The sequence below is a fragment of the Cellulomonas sp. KH9 genome (assembly GCF_900114185.1).
GTDB lineage: Bacteria > Actinomycetota > Actinomycetes > Actinomycetales > Cellulomonadaceae > Cellulomonas.
Genome location: NZ_FOSE01000004.1, coordinates 187,729 through 202,485 on the forward strand (window position 1 = coordinate 187,729; position 14,757 = coordinate 202,485).

The 14,757-nt window shown below is 75.2% G+C and carries 15 protein-coding genes; 10 read left to right on the plus strand and 5 right to left on the minus strand.

Going from position 1 to position 14,757, the window contains the following annotated elements; translation table 11 throughout:
• The first annotated feature begins 93 nt into the window (after positions 1–93).
• Complete coding sequence (locus tag BMZ16_RS13705) at positions 94–435, plus strand: STAS domain-containing protein (RefSeq protein WP_177199709.1); 342 nt, start codon at positions 94–96, stop codon at positions 433–435.
• 10 nt (positions 436–445) lie between these two features.
• Here the strand turns inward: BMZ16_RS13705 and BMZ16_RS13710 are convergent, their stop codons facing one another.
• Positions 446–820, minus strand: a complete 375-nt coding sequence (locus BMZ16_RS13710; RefSeq protein WP_089801438.1) for an RNA-binding S4 domain-containing protein — start codon at positions 818–820, stop codon at positions 446–448.
• Between the two features lie 180 nt (positions 821–1,000).
• Between BMZ16_RS13710 and BMZ16_RS13715 the strand changes: the two genes are divergently transcribed.
• Entirely contained in the window at positions 1,001–2,137 is a 1,137-nt protein-coding gene (locus tag BMZ16_RS13715) for a cellulose binding domain-containing protein (RefSeq protein WP_089801440.1), read from the plus strand.
• A gap of 115 nt (positions 2,138–2,252) precedes the next feature.
• On the opposite strand, the gene pgi is transcribed toward BMZ16_RS13715, so the two are convergent.
• Positions 2,253–3,935, minus strand: coding sequence for a glucose-6-phosphate isomerase (gene pgi, locus BMZ16_RS13720; protein WP_089801443.1), 1,683 nt, complete (start codon positions 3,933–3,935; stop codon positions 2,253–2,255).
• 99 nt (positions 3,936–4,034) lie between these two features.
• Here pgi and BMZ16_RS19335 point away from each other — a divergent pair, with 99 nt between their 5' ends.
• Positions 4,035–4,370 (plus strand): hypothetical protein, encoded by a 336-nt coding sequence (locus BMZ16_RS19335; protein WP_089801445.1) that lies wholly within the window; start codon positions 4,035–4,037, stop codon positions 4,368–4,370.
• On the opposite strand, the gene BMZ16_RS13730 is transcribed toward BMZ16_RS19335, so the two are convergent.
• Positions 4,357–5,643, minus strand: a complete 1,287-nt coding sequence (locus BMZ16_RS13730) for a pectate lyase (protein ID WP_089801447.1) — start codon at positions 5,641–5,643, stop codon at positions 4,357–4,359. The genes BMZ16_RS19335 and BMZ16_RS13730 overlap by 14 nt on opposite strands.
• A 158-nt stretch (positions 5,644–5,801) precedes the next feature.
• Between BMZ16_RS13730 and BMZ16_RS13735 the strand changes: the two genes are divergently transcribed.
• From BMZ16_RS13735 to nagB, 7 genes are all read left to right on the plus strand, one after another.
• Complete coding sequence (locus tag BMZ16_RS13735) at positions 5,802–6,725, plus strand: PfkB family carbohydrate kinase (RefSeq protein ID WP_089801448.1); 924 nt, start codon at positions 5,802–5,804, stop codon at positions 6,723–6,725.
• Between the two features lie 184 nt (positions 6,726–6,909).
• A complete protein-coding gene (locus BMZ16_RS13740) occupies positions 6,910–8,088 on the plus strand; it encodes an ROK family transcriptional regulator (protein ID WP_089801450.1) in 1,179 nt (392 codons plus the stop codon).
• 125 nt (positions 8,089–8,213) lie between these two features.
• The gene (locus BMZ16_RS13745) at positions 8,214–9,488 is read left to right on the plus strand and encodes an extracellular solute-binding protein (protein WP_369822609.1); all 1,275 of its coding nucleotides are present in this window, start codon (positions 8,214–8,216) and stop codon (positions 9,486–9,488) included.
• 66 nt (positions 9,489–9,554) lie between these two features.
• Positions 9,555–10,505, plus strand: coding sequence for a carbohydrate ABC transporter permease (locus BMZ16_RS13750; protein WP_089801451.1), 951 nt, complete (start codon positions 9,555–9,557; stop codon positions 10,503–10,505).
• On the plus strand, positions 10,502–11,437 hold the full coding sequence (locus BMZ16_RS13755; RefSeq protein WP_369822610.1) for a carbohydrate ABC transporter permease: 936 nt from the start codon (positions 10,502–10,504) through the stop codon (positions 11,435–11,437). Before BMZ16_RS13750 ends, BMZ16_RS13755 begins: the two co-directional genes overlap by 4 nt.
• 36 nt (positions 11,438–11,473) lie before the next feature.
• On the plus strand, positions 11,474–12,538 hold the full coding sequence (locus BMZ16_RS13760; protein WP_255366665.1) for an ROK family protein: 1,065 nt from the start codon (positions 11,474–11,476) through the stop codon (positions 12,536–12,538).
• Complete coding sequence (gene nagB / locus BMZ16_RS13765; RefSeq protein WP_089801455.1) at positions 12,538–13,320, plus strand: glucosamine-6-phosphate deaminase; 783 nt, start codon at positions 12,538–12,540, stop codon at positions 13,318–13,320. The genes BMZ16_RS13760 and nagB overlap by 1 nt, the downstream gene beginning before the upstream one ends.
• Positions 13,321–13,419: 99 nt before the next feature.
• Here nagB and BMZ16_RS13770 read toward each other — a convergent pair whose 3' ends face one another.
• A complete protein-coding gene (locus BMZ16_RS13770) occupies positions 13,420–13,785 on the minus strand; it encodes a GntR family transcriptional regulator (RefSeq protein WP_089801457.1) in 366 nt (121 codons plus the stop codon).
• A complete protein-coding gene (locus BMZ16_RS13775) occupies positions 13,782–14,732 on the minus strand; it encodes a hypothetical protein (RefSeq protein ID WP_089801459.1) in 951 nt (316 codons plus the stop codon). The genes BMZ16_RS13770 and BMZ16_RS13775 overlap by 4 nt, the downstream gene beginning before the upstream one ends.
• Positions 14,733–14,757: the final 25 nt, after the last annotated feature.

The following is a 14,757-nucleotide window of genomic DNA, read 5'->3' on the forward strand; positions in this document are numbered from 1 at the left end:
ACCGTAGCCCTCACCACCGACGACGGTGGCCGCGCCGCACGCGGAGGCCCGCTGCGGGTGCCGGATGTCGGTGGCGTGGGGCACACTCACCCGATGGACGGGCGACGGGGGTCTCAGGGCCGCCTCGACGTGCACGCCGAGGGCCCCGTGCTGCGGGTCGTGCTGGTGGGGGCCGTCGACCTGGTGGTGCGGGAGCGTGACGCCCCGGCGCTGTGGCGCGCGCTGGAGGCACCGGCGGTCCGCGACGTGGAGGTCGACGCGTCGGGCGTGACGTTCCTCGACTCCATGGGGCTGTCCGTCCTGGTGCGCCTCGCGCGCGACGCGGCCGAGCGCGGTGTGGCCCTGCGGATGGCCGCGGTCAGCCCGCGGGTCGCCGACCTGCTGGAGCAGACCGGCGTCGGCGACTGGATGGCCACCCTCGCCGACGCACGCTGAGGCGCGGGGGTCAGTGCCCGCGCAGCCGCTCGATGGCCCGGCGCTCGCGCTTGGTGGGGCGTCCCGCGCCGCGGTCGCGCTGCCCGGCCACCGCCACCTGCGTGCGCGGCGGCGGCACGGGGGAGCGGTCCAGGTAGGAGGCCTGCGCCACCTCGGCGGACACCCGCTTGACCAGGAGGCGCTGCACGACGACCAGCCGCTCGCGGGCGCCGCCGCGCACCTGCACCTCGTCGCCCGGCACCACCTGCGTCGCCGGCTTGGCGCGGTCCCCGTTGACCCGCACGTGCCCGGCGCGGCACGCGGCCGCTGCGGCGGACCGGGTGGGGAAGAGCCGCACCGCCCACGTCCAGGCGTCGACACGCACGCGACCCTGCGGCTCCGGCACGGTGCCACCTCCCTGCCGGCACGTCGCCGGTCCTCGACGTCAGCCTGCCACGGTCTTCCCGGCGACGTCGCACTGCGGTGAAACGCTTCGACGGTCTCCTGCGCCGGCGCCGGGCGGCAGGCTCGTCGCACCACCGGTACCCGCCCACGGCGGCACCGTCCCGCGTCGAAGGAGCCGAGCATGGTCCACCACCTCCTGCGCCGCGTCGGGGCGGCGCTGCTGGGGCTCGCCCTGCTCCTGCCGGCCGGTGCGCCGGCCGGCGCAGCCGTGGCGCGCGCCGCCGACGAGCCGGTGCGCGTCATGGCGCTGGGCGACTCGATCACGGGCTCGCCCGGCTGCTGGCGGGCCCTGCTGCACCGGGACCTCACCGCCGCGGGCCACCGCGTGGACATGGTGGGCACCCTGCCGCCGCAGGGCTGCGGGTTCGCCCACGACGGCGACAACGAGGGCCACGGCGGCGCGCTCGTCACGGACGTCTCCGCGTCCGGGGAGGCGGCCCGCTGGTTCGCCGCGACGCGGCCCCAGGTCGTCCTCATGCACTTCGCCACCAACGACGTCTGGAGCAACCGCAGCACCCAGCAGGTGCTCGACGCCTGGACCACCCTCGTCGCCCGGATGCGTGCCGTGGACCCGCAGGTCGTGGTCGTGGTCGCGCAGATCATCCCCGTCGCACCGCCGACCTGCGGCGACTGCCCGGCCCGGACCCGCGCGCTGAACGCCGCCGTGCCCGGCTGGGCCGCCACCACGTCCACCGCGGCGTCGCCCGTCCTCGTCGTCGACCACGCGACGGGCTGGGACCCGGCCCGTGACACCTCCGACGGGGTCCACCCGAACGACGCCGGCACGGCGCGGATGGCCGCGACGTGGCTGCCGGCGGCCGAGCGCGCGCTGGCGCTGGTCGGCGGCGGGACGCCGACCCCGACGCCCACCCCGAGCCCCACGGTCGTCCCGACGCCCACCCCGACGTCCACGGTCGTCCCGACGCCCGCCCCGACCCCCACGGTCGCGCCGACACCCGCGCCGGCCGGCGGGTGCACCGCGACGTACGCGGTGACGAGCGCGTGGCCGGGCGGCTTCGTGGCCTCGGTGCGCGTCACGGCCACGGGTGCCGTCGCGTCGAGCGGGTGGGAGGTCACGGTCGAGCTGCCCGGTGGCCGGGTCGCCCACGTGTGGAGCGCGACGGCGTCCGGCACGTCGCCCGTGACGTTCCGGGAGGCGGCCTGGAACGGTGCGCTGGCGCCCGGCGCGTCCACCGAGCTGGGCTTCCAGGGCACGGGCAGCGGGGCGCCCGGGGCGGTCACGTGCACGGCGCGCTGACGCGTCGCGTCGCCCCGCGGTCACGACGACGCGAGGTCCCGCGGGGACGCGACGACGGGCCGCGGCCCCCGGGTGGGAGGCCGCGGCCCGTCGTGGTGCCGCCGGATCCTCGCGGTCAGCCCCGCAGCTCGAGGTAGCGGGCGATCAGCGCGCGCGTCGACGGGTCCTGCGCGTCGAGCGCGGCGGCGTCGCCCTGGACGGCCGGCGCGATCTCCATCGCGAGCTTCTTGCCCAGCTCGACGCCCCACTGGTCGAACGAGTCGATGCCCCACACCACGCCCTGCGCGAAGGTGATGTGCTCGTACAGCGCGATGAGCTGGCCCACGACGGACGGCGTGAGCGCGGGCGCGAGGATCGACGTCGTCGGCCGGTTCCCCGAGAACACGCGGGCGGGGACGATCTCCTCCGGCGTGCCCTCGGCGCGGACCTCCTCGGCGGTCTTGCCGAACGCGAGCGCCTTGGTCTGGGCGAAGAAGTTGGCCAGGAACAGCCCGTGCACGTCGGTGCCGCCGTCGCTCAGCGGGTAGGCCGGGTTGGCCACCGCGATGAAGTCGGCGGGGATCAGCCGGGTGCCCTGGTGGATGAGCTGGTAGAACGCGTGCTGGCCGTTGGTGCCGGGCTCGCCCCAGAAGACCTCGCCGGTCTGCGTGGTGACGGGCGTGCCGTCCCAGCGCACGGACTTGCCGTTGGACTCCATGGTCAGCTGCTGCAGGTACGCGGGGAACCGGTTGAGCTGCTGCGCGTACGGCAGCACCGCGTGGGTGTGGGCCCCGAGGAAGTTGACGTACCAGACGTTCAGCAGGCCCATGAGGAACGGCACGTTCTGCGCCACGGGGGTGGTGCGCGTGTGCTCGTCGACGGCGTGGAAGCCCTCGAGCAGCTCACCGAACGCGTCGGGGCCGATCGCGATGGCGAGCGACGTGCCGATCGCGGAGTCGACGGAGTAGCGCCCGCCGACCCAGTCCCAGAACCCGAACGCGTTGGCCGGGTCGATGCCGAAGTCCGCGACCTTGTCGAGCGCCGTCGACACGGCGACGAAGTGGTTCGCCACCGCGCGGCGCCGGTCCTCGTCGGTGTCCTCGATGCGGCCCTCGCCGACCAGCCGGTCCCAGAGCCACTGGCGGGCCAGGCGGGCGTTGGTGAGGGTCTCGAGGGTCGTGAACGTCTTGGACGCCACGATGAACAGCGTCGTGGTCGGGTCGAGGTCCGCGGTCTTCTGCGCGAGGTCGGTGGGGTCGATGTTCGACACGAACCGCACCTCCAGCCCGTCGGCGACGTACGGCTCGAGGGCCTCGTAGACCATGACCGGGCCCAGGTCGGACCCGCCGATCCCGATGTTGACGACCGTGCGCACCGCCTCGCCGGTGACACCGGTCCACTCGCCCGAGCGCACCTTCTCCGCGAACGCGAAGACCTCGCCCAGGACGGCCTGCACGTCGTCGTCGACCTGCTGCCCGTCGACCACGAGCGGCGGCTCGGCGTCGGCCGGGCGCCGCAGGGCCGTGTGCAGCACGGCGCGGTCCTCGGTGACGTTGATGTGCTCGCCGGCCAGCATGGCCGCGAAGCGGTCGGTGAGGTGCACCTCGTCCGCGAGGCGTGCCAGCAGCGCCAGCGTCTCGTCCGTGACGAGGTTCTTCGACAGGTCGACCGTGAGGTCCGCGAGCTGCAGCGTCATGCGCTGCGCACGCTGCGGGTCGTCGGCGAACCAGGCGCGCAGGTCGGGGCGCAGCGTGCTCTCGTGCTCCGAGAGGTCCTGCCAGGCGCTCGTGGTCGTCGGGTCGATGGGCGGCGTGGGCACGTGGGTCTCCCTCGGGGTGGACGTGGTCTCCCGCCCACCGTAGGGCCGCGGGGGTGCACCCCGCACGGGACGTCCGGTGGCCCGGGCTAGCGTGGGCGCATGCCCCGCCTCCCGGTCGCCCCGCTCGCCGCCGTCGGTCTGGTCGTCGCGTTCGCCGTCGCACAGGGCACCGGTGTCCGGTGGCTCGGCGGTGTGGTGCTGCTCGTGGTGGCCGCGGTGTGCCTGCGGCTGGCGGTGCCGCGGGCCGGCTGGGCGCGCGCGCTGGTCGTGGTGGGGGTCGGGCTGGTCGTGTTCGTGGCGTCCCACGTCGCGACCGACGTGGTCGGGCCCTGGCTCGCCGTGCTGACGGCCGCGGCCGTGCTCGGTGCGACGGCCTGGGGGCTCGTCGACCGGGCGCGGCCGCGGGTCGCTGCGCGAGGCGTCAGCGGTACGTGATGCTCGAGCTGCTGTAGCCGCACGCCCCGGACGGGCCGGAGCCGATCTTCGACGGCTCGCCCGACGTGACCCCGCGGTACTCCTCGCAGATCACGATCTTGCGGGACGAGTCGTCGAGGATCGTCACGCCCGAGATCGTCGCCTTGTCGCCGTAGTTGGAGTTGACCCCCACCAGCGACTTGCCCGGCGCGGTGACCTGCACGTTCTCGATGACGACGGTCCGCGCGTACTGCGTGGAGCAGTTGCCGCACGAGCGGTAGAGCTTGCCGAAGTCGGAGACCTGGAAGTTCCGGACGACGAACCGGCCGGGCCCGTTGTGCTGGAACACCTTGTCGGACGCCGATCGCGCCCCGCCGCCGGTGACGGTCATGACCTGCGAGGGGTTCGAGCCCTTGAGCGTCGCGGCGTCCTCGCCGACGTCCTCCCACCAGACGTTCTCGAGCGTGCACGTGCCGGTGCAGTGCACGCCGTCGCCGGCGCCCGTGCCGATGATGACGTTGCGCAGCACCGCGCCGTCGGAGAGCTGGAAGATCGGCGGCTGCGACTCGTCCTGGTCGCCCGACGAGATCCCGTGGTACCGCACGTAGCGGCCGTCGAGGGTGCCGCTGACCTTGATGGTCGCCGAGACCTTCTGCTGGCCGGACGGCGAGGGCCAGGCGCCGGACGGCGGAGGTGTCGTGGGCTGCTGGGTCGGCTGCTGCGTGGGCGTCGTGCCCGCCCCGACCTTCACGAGCTGCCACTGCTGGTTGTACTGGTTGTCGTCGGTGAGCTGCGTGACGCTCGCGCCGTCGGCGGTCGAGCGGTCGGTGACGGTCACGGCCTTGCCGGAGTGGCGGTTCAGCAGGCGCACGTAGGCGCCGCTCGCGGAGTCGACGAGCCTGAACTGCTGGTTCCAGCCGTCGAGGTCGGCGTACTGGCGGAACTGGCCGCCGTCGGCCGTCGACCACTCCCACAGGTCGAGGACCTTGCCGGAGTGCCGCGACCTCAGCCGGTACCAGCCCGAGCCGGAGTCGACGAACTGCCACTGCTGCCAGGCGCCGTCGTTGCGGGGCCACTGCTGGATGGCCGCCCCGTCGGAGGTGGACGTGCCGGTCACGTCCATGACCTTGCCGCTCTGGCGGTTGACCAGGACGTACCAGGCGTTGGTGTCGACGCTCGCGGCGCTCGCGCCGACGGCCGTGGCGAGGCCGAGGGTGCCGCCGAGGGCGAGCGTGAGGGCGGCGGCGAGTGCGACGCGGAACGGGCGTCGGGCCGCCGGTGGTCTGCGGGACATGTCCCTGCCTCTCGTGGGGGAAGCGCTTACGCGGGCTCAGCGAACCACGTCGGACATCCCCGGCGAATCCCCCCGGGCGGCTGTGAAACGTTACGTGGTGGGGGCCCACCGGGACCCGCGGCGCGGCGGGTGCGGGACGGGCCTGGGAGGATGCCCGCATGCCTGCCCGCCTCGTCTGCTGCGGCCTGACCACGCTCGACGTCACGCAGGTGGTGGACCGCCTGCCCGCGCCGGACGAGAAGGTCGTCGCCGACGGCCTCGACGTGACGTTCGGCGGCCCCGCCGCCAACGCCGCGGCGGTCGCCGTGGGCCTCGGGGTGCCCACGACGCTGGTCACGGCGCTCGGGACCGGGGCGCTCGCGGACGTCGTCCGTGCCGGCCTGGTCGCCGCGGGTGTCGACGTCGTCGACCTCGTGCCGGACGTGCCGGGTGTGCTGCCGGTGTCGACGGTGCTGGTGACGCGCGCGACGGGGGAGCGGGCCGTCGTGTCCGTCAACGGCGCGCGCGTCCCACGGCTGCCGCGGCCCGGGGCGGACGTGCTGACCGGCGCCGGTGCCCTGCTCGTCGACGGCCACCACGCCGACGCCGCCGCGGTCCTCGCGGCCGCGGCGTGTGGTGCCGGCGTCCCGGTGCTCCTCGACGGCGGGAGCTGGAAGCCGTCGACGCCCGACCTGCTCGCCGTCGTCGACCTGGCGGTGCTGTCCGCGGACTTCGCCGTGCCGGGCCGGGTGGTGCGCGACGGGCAGGCGGTGGACGCGCTGCTGGACGAGGTCGCCGCGCACGGCCCGCGGTTCGTCGCGCGCAGCGCCGGGGCGGGGTCGGTCCGGGTGCGGCGGACCGGGGCCGACGGGTCGACCGACCGGTCCTGGGTGTCGCCCGTGGCGGTGGCGCCCGGCGACGTCGTGGACACCCTCGGTGCCGGTGACGTCCTGCACGGGGCGATGGCTGCCGCGCTGGCGCGCGGTGTCGACCCGCTGGACGCGCTGGCGGAGGGCGTGCGGTGCGCCACGGCGTCCGTCCGGCACCCGGGCGCGCGGGGCTGGCTGGCCGCCCTGGCCGAGGGTGGTCCCGCCGCTGGGTGAGCGGTGGTGCCACCGCCGGGTGCGCCGCGCCGCCGGGAGGGTGCGGGGTGCGTCCTCCCCTCGTCGCTCCGCGCGCTGCGCCGCCGCGAGGGCGTGAGACGTCTGTGTGAACGCGCGGTCACGATGTGATCACGGTCACAGGAGGGTCTTGACCGTGATTTGTAAGGAAGGTCTACTAACAAACATGTCGACGACCACGGGACGCCCGGCCGGCCGGACGCCCGGGCCGGTGCGGCGCGAGCTGCGCCCCACCGTCAAGGTTCTCCCCGAGCACGCCCGCGCCCACAACCGGTCCCTGGTGCTCGGCCACCTCTTCCACGCCGGTCCGTCGTCGCGCGCCGACATCGCCCGCAGCACCGGCCTCACGCGCGTCACCGTGTCGGACCTGGTCGCGGACCTGCTCGCCGAGGGGCTGGTGGGGGACCTGGGCGTGCGCACGGAGGGCCGCGTCGGCAAGCCGGCCACGCTCGTCGGCCTGCGCGCGGCCGACCACCACGTGGTCGTCCTCGACCTCACCGACGACGAGGCCGTCCACGGTGCCGTGATGACGCTCGAGGGGCAGGTCGTGACGCGGGACCACGTGCCCACCGCCGGTGCCACGGGCCCGGCCGCCGTCGCCCTCGTCGAGGAGCTGGCGCTCCGGCTCGTCGCGGCCGCCACCGCGCCCGTCCTCGGCGTGGGGATCGCCTCGCCCGGGGTCGTCGACGACACCGGGCGGGTCCTGGAGGCGCCCAACCGCGGCTGGTACGACGTGCCGCTCGCCTCCCGGCTGACGGCGGTCCTCGGCGCCCCGGTGCACGTCGCCAACGACGCCGACACCCGCGCGCTGGGAGAGTACACGTTCGGCGGCGCCGACGCGAACGCCATGGTCGTCACCGTCGGGCAGGGCGTCGGCGCGGGGATGCTCGTCGACGGGGCCCTCGTGCGCGGACGGGGCCACGCGGCCGGTGAGATCGGGCACGTCACCGTCATCGACGCCGACACCCCCGACGAGGCGCCCCTGCCGTGCGCGTGCGGGCGTGCGGGCTGCCTGGAGACCGTGCTGAGCGCGCCCGCGCTGCGCCGCCGCACCGTCGGCGCGGGCGCCCAGGACGCGGACGAGGCGCTGGCCGCCGTCGGGCGGACGCTGGGCCGCACCCTCGCGCCCGTCGTCAGCGCCCTCAACCTCGCCGAGGTCCTGCTCTCCGGCCCCGTCGACCTGCTCGACGGGCCGCTGCGCGCGGCGGCCACCACGACCCTGCGCGAGCGCACCATCCCCGCGGTCGGCCACGACCTCGGGGTCCGCATGGCGGCGCTGGACGAGGACGCGGCGCTCGCGGGCGCCGCCGTGCTCGTCCTGTCCGGGCAGCTCGGGATCACGTGACGATCCGGAGCGACCGGGGCCGGCCCGGGGTCACGTGACGACCTCGAGCCGACCGTCCAGCAGGTCGGCACCACCCATCGGCGACGTCGCGCGACGGTCGCCTCGCACCTGGGAGGAACAACGACGTGAAGATCCTACGTACCGGCGCCGTCGGCCTGGCGGCAGCCCTCGTCCTGGCGGCGTGCTCGGGCGGCGGTGACAGCGGGACCGACGCGTCCGACGGCGCCGACGGCGCCGAGATCCGCGTCTGGCTCGTCGGCACCGACACCCCCGACGCGGCACGCGACTACCTCACCACCACGTTCGAGGAGGAGAACCCGGGCTCGACGCTCACCATCGAGGAGCAGTCCTGGACCGGCCTGGTCGACAAGCTCACCACCGCGCTGTCGTCCTCGGACTCGCCCGACGTCGTCGAGGTCGGCAACACGCAGGCCGCCACGTTCACGTCGGCCGGGTTCTTCGCCCCGCTCGACGACATCGCCGACGACCTCGGCGGTGACGACCTGCTGCCGGGCTTCGTCAAGGCCGGCACGTGGGAGGACACGTTCTACGCGGCGCCGTACTACGCCGGATCGCGCATCGTGTTCTACAGCGACCAGGTGCTCGGCGGGACCCCCGTGCCCACCACGCTCGACGAGTACGTCGCGACCGCCAAGTCGCTGCGGACCGCCGACCGCTCGGGGCTGTGGTTCCCCGGCCAGGACTGGTACAACGCGCTGCCCTTCGTCTGGGAGAACGGCGGCTTCATCGCCGAGGCCGGCGACGACGGCGAGTGGGAGGCCGGGTTCTCCACCGACGGCGGCATCACGGGCCTCGAGCAGGTGCAGGACCTCATGACCAACGCCTCGAACGCGCCCAAGGACGGTGACGAGGCCGAGCTGCAGGTGCCGTTCTGCGCCGGGCAGACGACCTTCCTGTCGGCGCCGAACTGGATCCGCTGGTCCATCCAGGCGCCGGCCGACGCCGAGACGCCCGGCTGCGCCGACACGTTCGGGGCGGACCTGCACGCGTTCCCCCTGCCCGGTGCGACGGCGGGGGAGACGGCCAAGGTCTTCGCCGGCGGCTCGAACGTGGCCGTCGCGACGAAGTCGCAGGACGTCGACCTGGCCAAGAAGGCCCTGACGATCATGCTGTCCGAGGAGTACCAGACGATCCTGGCCGAGAACTCGATGATCCCGGCCCGCATCTCGCTCGCCTCGGCGCTGCCGGACGACGAGTTCACGCAGGCGTCCGCCGCGGCGGCCGCCAACGCCGAGCTGACGCCCGCGACGCCGCGGTGGGGCGACGTGGAGGCGCAGAAGGTGATCCAGGACGCGCTGGTCCGGATCGCCCAGGGCGGTGACGTCACCACGATCGCGCAGGAGCTCGACGCGTCGATCGAGCAGATCCTCAACGGCTGACCCGTCGCTCGGTCGGGCCCGCGCCACGCGCGGGCCCGACCCCCGGCCACCCTCGGGAGGGGACAGATGGCCTCCACCACGCTCACACCCCCGGGGGCCGCACCGGCACCGCGGGCGACCCGCGCGATCACCGCGGCCCGCCTGCTGCCGTGGCTCCTGCTGGCGCCGAGCGCCGCGGTGCTCCTCGTCGTCACCGGGTACCCCCTGGTGCGGATGCTGTGGCTGTCGGTTCACGAGTACGAGCGCGCGCAGCTGCTGGGCGTGCCCGCGCCGTTCGTCGGCCTCGACAACTACACGGCGACGCTGACGGACCCGCGGTTCTGGACCGTGACGGCGCGCAGCTTCGCGTTCATGGTCGTGTGCGTCGTCCTCACGATCGTCGTCGGGACGCTCGTCGCGCTGCTGCTCATGAAGCTGGGCCGTGGGATGCGGCTGGTCCTGTCGGTGGGCCTGCTGCTGGCCTGGGCGATGCCGCCGCTGGCCGCCATGCTCGTGTGGGGGTGGATCTTCGACACCCAGTACGGCGTCGTGAACCACCTGCTCACGTCGCTGACGAGCACCGACTGGATGGGGCACTCGTGGCTCGTCTCGCCGCTGTCGTTCTTCGCCGTCGCCACGCTCGTCGTGGTGTGGGGCGCGATCCCCTTCGTCGCGTTCACGCTCTACGCGGGATTCACGCAGGTGCCCGGCGAGGTGCTCGAGGCCGCGCACCTGGACGGGGCCAACGCCCGGCAGCGGTTCGTCGACGTGCAGGTGCCGTACGTCCGCACCATCTACGTCGTGCTCATCGTGCTGTCGATGATCTGGGACCTCAAGGTGTTCACGCAGATCTTCGTGCTCCAGGGCATCGGCGGCGTGAAGTCGCAGACCAGCACGCTCGGGGTCTACATCTACGAGATGGGCATGGCCCAGGGGCACTACGGGGCCGCCAGCGCCATCGCCGTGGTGTTCACGCTCGTCATGCTCACCATCTCCGCCTACTACGTGCGCGTGACGATCAGGGAGGAGACGCCGTGAGCCTGGCACCCGCCGGCGCCGTGCCGGTGACGGCCGCGACCACCGCAGGCACCACCGCCGGGCGCGGCGCACCGCCGGCCCGCCGCCGCCCGGCCCGCCGGACGGTCGCGTCGGTCGGGTGGGGCGTGCTCGCGCTGCTCGTGTCGGCCGCGTTCGCGTTCCCGGTCTACTGGATGGTCAGCACGTCCTTCCTGCCGACCGACCTCATCTCCGGGCCCGAGCTGCACCTGTGGCCGGACGAGCCCACGCTGCGCAACTACGACACCGCGATCTTCCGGCAGGAGCGCTCGCCGTTCCTGCCCGCGCTCGGCAACTCGTTGCAGGTGACCTTCCTCGTGCTCGTCGCGTCGATGGTGCTCGCGTTCCTCGGGTCGCTGGCGCTCACGCGGTTCCGCTTCCGCGGACGCCGCGCGTTCGTGCTGTCGATCCTCGTCGTCCAGATGATCCCGGGCGAGGCGATGATGATCACCGTCTTCCAGTTGGTCGACACCTGGCAGCTGCTCAACACCGTCGTCGCCCTGGGCGTCGTGTACCTCGCCGGGGTGCTGCCCTTCACGATCTGGACGCTGCGCGGCTTCGTCAACGGGGTGCCCGTCGAGCTCGAGGAGGCCGCGATGATCGACGGCTGCTCGCGCCCGCGCGCGTTCTGGAAGGTGACGTTCCCGCTGCTCGCCCCCGGTCTGGTGGCCACCGGCGTGTTCGCGTTCCTGCAGGCGTGGAACGAGTTCATGATGGCCCTGATCATCATGACCCGGCCCGAGTCCATGACGCTGCCCGTGTGGCTGCGCACGTTCCAGCAGGCCACCAAGGCGACGGACTGGGGAGCGCTCATGGCCGGCTCGGTGCTCGTCGCGATCCCCGTCGTCGTCTTCTTCCTCCTCGTGCAGGGGCGCATGACCGGAGGACTGGTGTCCGGAGCGGTCAAGGGCTGAGCCATGGACGCCACGACCCCGGGGGGGAACCCTGTCGTGCCCACGCACGCCCGCACCGCGCCCGTCGACCCGACGCCCACGGGCGTCGCGTCCGCCGACGTCCGGCCCGTCGACCCCACGCCGGCCGACCCCACGCCGGCCGACCCCACCCCACCCGACCCCGGCCGGGTGGGGTGGGCCGTCGGCGTCGACGTCGGCGGCACCAAGGTGCTCGCCGCGCTGCTCGCCGCCGACGGCACGGTCGTCGCCACGCACCGGGTGCCGACCGTGCCCGGACCCGACGGGCTGGTCGCCGCCGTGCGGACCTGCGTCGAGGTGCTCACCGCGGAGCAGGGCCTGGCGGTCGCCGCGCTGAGCGGGGTCGGTGTCGGGGTGCCGGGTGTGGTCGACCCCGTCACGGGCACGGTCGAGCACGCCGTCAACGTCGGCGTCGAGCGCCCCTTCGCGCTGGCGGCGGCCGTGGCGGCGGCGCTGGGCGGCCGGGTGCCGGTCCGGGTCGAGAACGACCTCAACGCCGCGGTCGTCGGCGCCGCCCACACGGTCGACGCGCACCCGGCGCCCCGCGACCTCGCGTTCCTGGCGCTGGGCACCGGGGTCGCCGCCGGGCTGCTGCTCGACGGCACGCTGCGGCGCGGCGCCCGGCGGGCGGCCGGCGAGGTCGGGCACCTCACGCTCGTGCCCGACGGCCTGGCGTGCGGGTGCGGCCAGCGGGGGTGCGTCGAGCAGTACGCGTCGGGCAGCGCCGTGCAGGCGGCGTGGCCCGCGACGGACGGGCGCCCCGCGCCGGTCGCGCTGTTCGCGGCAGCCGCCGCGGGGGACCCGCACGCCGTCGCGGTGCGGGACCGGTTCGCCTGGGCCGTCGCCGGTGCCGTGCGCATCCTGGTGCTGACGTGCGACGTCGACCACGTGGTCCTCGGCGGTGGGGTGAGCGGCGTGGGGGAGCCGCTGCTCGACGCGGTGCGCGTCGAGCTGGCGAGGGAGACCGCGGTGTCGCCGTTCCTGGCGTCGCTGCGCCTGGCCGAGCGCGTGCACCTGGCACCACGGGACGTGCCCGTGGGGGCCGTGGGCGCCGCGCTCGTGGGACGAGGGGAGGTCGTCTGATGGAGGTGGTCGTCGCACCCGCGCCCGACCTGGCGCGGCTGGCCGCGGACGCCGTGGAGGGGCTGCTCGGGGCACGGCCCGACGCCGTGCTGGGACTGGCCACCGGGTCGAGCCCGCTGGCCGTGTACGACGAGCTGGCGCGGCGGCACACGGAGCAGGGTCTGTCGTTCGCGCGGGCGCAGGCGTTCCTGCTCGACGAGTACGTAGGGCTGCCGGCGGACCACCCGCAGCGGTACCGCCACGTCATCGACGCCGAGCTGGTCTCCCGCGTCGACCTGCCGCCCGACGCGGTCCACGGCCCCGACGGCCTGGCCGAGGACCTGCCCGCCGCGTGCGCCGCGTACGAGGCCGCGATCACCGCCGCGGGTGGCGTCGACCTGCAGCTGCTGGGCATCGGCACCGACGGGCACGTGGCGTTCAACGAACCGGGGTCGTCGCTCGGCTCGCGCACGCGGATCAAGACGCTGACGCGCCGGACGCGGGAGGACAACGCCCGGTTCTTCGACGGTGACGTCGACGCGGTGCCCACGCACTGCCTCACGCAGGGGCTCGCCACGATCATGGCGGCGCGGCACCTGGTGCTCCTGGCGCAGGGGGAGGGCAAGGCCGAGGCGGTGCACCAGCTGGTCGAGGGCCCGGTGAGCGCCCTGTGGCCCGCCACCGTGCTGCAGCTGCACCCGCACGTGAGCGTCCTGGTCGACGAGGCGGCCGCGAGCCGGCTGCGGCTGGTGGACCACTACCGCGAGACGTGGGCGAGCAAGCCGGCGTGGCAGGGGCTGTAGCCCGACCCTCCCCGACCCGCGTGCTCCGGTCCGCGTACGCCGGCGTCCGCGGTCCCACGCGTCGTGCCCGTCGTGCCCCTCATCCGTCGCCCGGCGGCCTCAGGTCAGCAGGGCGCCGCGCACGAGGTCCACGGCCTCGTCCGGGGTGAGGCCTGCGGCGCGCGCGGCCCGCACGTACGCCGCGGCGGCCTCGCGCGCGTCGACGGTCGCCGGGGCCGCGTCGGGCGCCACGACGGTCCCCGTGCGGCGCCGGGTCACCACGACGCCGGCGAGCTCCAGCTCCCGGAACGCGCGGGCGACCGTCCCGGGTGCGACGCCCAGGTCGGTGGCCAGCGCGCGGATCGTCGGCAGCCGGTCGCCCGGCCGCAGGCGGCCGGCGGCGACGTGCGCGACGACCTGGGTGCGCAGCTGCTCGTAGACCGGGACGCCGGAGGCGAGGTCCACCTCGATGCGCGGGGCGCTCACCCGCGGGTCCGGTACTCGAGCCGGACGGCGACGTGAGGCTGCGCCGCACGGGAGGAGCGCACCAGTGCGGTCAGCGCGAGCAGGAGCGTGGTGAGCGCCACGGCCGGCGCGACGACGAGTGCCGCGGCCCCGAGCGCGTCGGCGACGGGCTGCACGACCTCGGTCTGCACGCCGTCGACCCCGTACGTGGCGTGCGCGGCGGACCGCAGCGCCCTGCCCGTGGCCAGCAGGACGGCGGCGAGCGTCCCACCGACGACCAGCTGCACGCCCGCGACGACCCGCGCCCCGGACACGCGGCGCAGCAGGGCGTCGTCGTCCGTCGACACCCCGGCGACCGCCGGCCGCGCCGCCACCAGGTGCAGCACGCCCCGGGTGGCGAGCGCCAGCAGCACGGTGGCGGCGGCGAGGGGCACCGCGTAGGGAGCCCCGGGGTACGGCCCGGCGGCGGTCGACACCAGGGGGTCCGGCTGCAGCGCGACGGTCCGGCCGTCCGGGCCGGCGGTCACGCCCGTGGCGAGCAGGGTCCCCAGCAGCAGACCGCTCCACGTGAGCAGCGCCACCACCGTCCAGCGCGGAGCGACGTCGCGCGCGGTACGGCGGCTCAGCGCCGCGCCGCGGACGGTGCCGCGGGGGGCGGGCCACGTGCGCTCCCCGACCGCCGCGACGAGCAGGAACGCCAGGCCCGCGACCGCGGGGACGCAGCCCAGGGCGACACCGGCCCCGGGTCCGTCGGGGACGGCGCCGGGCAGCAGCAGGGCCGCGGCCGGCAGGACGGCCCACGCGACGGCCGCCACGGTCGCGGCGTGCCGCCGGGCCCGGTCGTGCGCGGCGGGGCTGACGGCCACCTCGCCGACCGCCGAGGTGGTGGCACGCGCGGCGACGACCGCGACCAGGCACGCCACCAGGGCGGCCACGGCCAGGGCGAGGAGCAGCACGGTCAGGTTCACGACGGCCTCCGCGGTGGTATCAATG

Coding starts and splice junctions, on each gene's coding strand:
- BMZ16_RS13705 (WP_177199709.1), top strand. CDS start 94: ATGGACGGGCGACGGGGGTCTCAGGGCCGCCTCGACGTGCACGCCGAG.
- BMZ16_RS13715 (WP_089801440.1), top strand. CDS start 1,001: ATGGTCCACCACCTCCTGCGCCGCGTCGGGGCGGCGCTGCTGGGGCTC.
- BMZ16_RS19335 (WP_089801445.1), top strand. CDS start 4,035: ATGCCCCGCCTCCCGGTCGCCCCGCTCGCCGCCGTCGGTCTGGTCGTC.
- BMZ16_RS13730 (WP_089801447.1), bottom strand. CDS start 5,643: ATGTCCCGCAGACCACCGGCGGCCCGACGCCCGTTCCGCGTCGCACTC.
- BMZ16_RS13735 (WP_089801448.1), top strand. CDS start 5,802: ATGCCTGCCCGCCTCGTCTGCTGCGGCCTGACCACGCTCGACGTCACG.
- BMZ16_RS13740 (WP_089801450.1), top strand. CDS start 6,910: ATGTCGACGACCACGGGACGCCCGGCCGGCCGGACGCCCGGGCCGGTG.
- BMZ16_RS13750 (WP_089801451.1), top strand. CDS start 9,555: ATGGCCTCCACCACGCTCACACCCCCGGGGGCCGCACCGGCACCGCGG.
- nagB (WP_089801455.1), top strand. CDS start 12,538: ATGGAGGTGGTCGTCGCACCCGCGCCCGACCTGGCGCGGCTGGCCGCG.